Below are 1,831 nucleotides of genomic sequence, written 5' to 3' on the forward strand. Positions count from 1 at the left end.
CACAGGGTACGACAACTGACGGAGTTGCGATGTTCATTCAGGATCAGACCGAACTGGTGTCGTGGGGCGGCAACACCGAGGAGCGACGCAGGGGGCGTACCCCTGTCGCCGAGTCTCAGGTGACCATCTCCCTCAAGGACGTGGAGACGATGGACCGTTGCCTGGACGCGATCGAGGAGTCCGACGGTCGCCTTGCTGCGCCACCCAAGGATGGGCGAGAGCTGCCGGCCTACGACTGGACGATCGTTTGGCGTGAAGAGAACAAGTCTGGAGGCGGTAAGGTTCATTTCGGTGTGGTCTGGTACGACGAGGACTACTACCAGAACCACAAGAACACCTTCGAGGGCAGGTTCCATGGGCATCTCTTCGAGAAGCTCGGAGTGTCGGTCGAGGACTTCAACGTGACCCACTGGAAGAAGGAACCGGTCGGTGCCTGACCAGCACATGCTCACTTCCCGTACGCGTTTCGCGAAGGCCGCCCTGCCCATCGTCTACGGCGTCAACGCCTACACGACGACCGCTATCACAATCGCCGTCATGGTTCTCGCGGCGACGCATGGGCGGGGCGGCTGGACCGTCACTCTCGCGCTTCTTAGCAGGGCTATCCCTCAGATTGCGCTTGCACCGCTTCTAGCCCCATTGCTCGACACAATCAGTCCTCGCCGCATCGTGCGCATATCTTTGGCCGTCCAGGCCACCCTCGCCGGCACCTGCGGGCTCATCGACAGCACCTGGGCAGCCCTCACACTCTTAGCCGCGATATCTTTGGTCGGGATCCTCGACGGACCCGCGCTCCTCCTCTTAGCCGAGAGCAACCAGAATCCAGGTGACTCGGAGAACCACAGGGTCAGAGCGTTCGCCCGGATGGACACCGCGCGATTGATCGGATCGCTCGCTGGCCCCGTCTCGGGGGGAGCCCTAGTGGCCTGGGTGGGCCCGCAAAGCGTCTTCCTTGGCGCCGCAGCGGCTCTCGTGCTCACCGCAACGCTCCTCGGACTCGTCGGGAACACTCGATCGAGCAGTGCAAAGAAGCCGCGATCGTGGTGGGCGCAAGTTAAGGAAACCCCAACAGCTCTCTTCTCTGGCCAACTGCAGAGATATGCGCTTATCGGGCTCATGGCTTCTGTAGTTTTCACATCGATCTATTCTGTAGCCGAGGTACTCTACGGCCTAAAGACCTTGGATCTCTCGCCGTTCTGGTACGCTATCCTCGGTCAGTTTTTTATCTTTGGACGAATCGTCGGGTCGTGGATAGGTGGTCGCATAACTCCGAATTTCGCCGTCCGCACCCTTGTCCTGTCAACTGTATTGATGGGTGCAGGGCTGACCCTTCCCGGTTTATGGGTGTCTTCAATTGCGGCAGGGATCGGTTTCGGCTGCGCAGGCATTGCCAACGCAGTGCAGGTCATTGCGATCCGGTTGATTGTCTTTAAGAGCGTGGCTGAATCACTTCGGGGGCGCGCCCTCTCTGCCATCGGGTCACTAAACCAAGCTGCTGGCCTGATTGGCATGGCCACGGCCGGTGCCGTAGTCGCGGTCGCCAGCCCCCCAGGAGCGTTGCTGCTAGCGGGGGGAGGCACCTTGGCTGTGGCGCTCGTTGTGAGCCTGGCACTCCGCAGGGCCGCCGTCGAGGTAGACATGGATGCTTTCGTCACTGACGAGCACCAAGAGCGTCAACCAGCGGACTGACGATACCGTTAGCCCATTGGGCGAGGTGCCTCCTCCCTCGTCGCTCTCAGATGCGTTGCGCCAACGGAACCGATGCACCTTACTAGGGATCTTAACGACACACTTCTGTCGCGTTGAGGCACACCCTGCGCGACAGTTACGC

Annotated in this window: 2 protein-coding genes; both read left to right on the plus strand. The window is 60.7% G+C overall.

The window, feature by feature from the left end; all coding sequences use genetic code 11:
• Nucleotides 1-437, plus strand: a 437-nt coding sequence (locus ACT3TZ_RS15080; RefSeq protein ID WP_444584229.1) for a hypothetical protein, incomplete at its 5' end; no start/stop codon positions are given.
• The gene (locus tag ACT3TZ_RS15085) at nt 430-1,689 is read left to right on the plus strand and encodes an MFS transporter (protein WP_444584230.1); all 1,260 of its coding nucleotides are present in this window, start codon (nt 430-432) and stop codon (nt 1,687-1,689) included. The genes ACT3TZ_RS15080 and ACT3TZ_RS15085, both read left to right, overlap by 8 nt.
• Nucleotides 1,690-1,831: the final 142 nt, after the last annotated feature.

It is taken from the genome of Brachybacterium sp. AOP25-B2-12 (assembly GCF_052378625.1).
In the GTDB taxonomy this organism is placed as follows: Bacteria; Actinomycetota; Actinomycetes; order Actinomycetales; family Dermabacteraceae; genus Brachybacterium.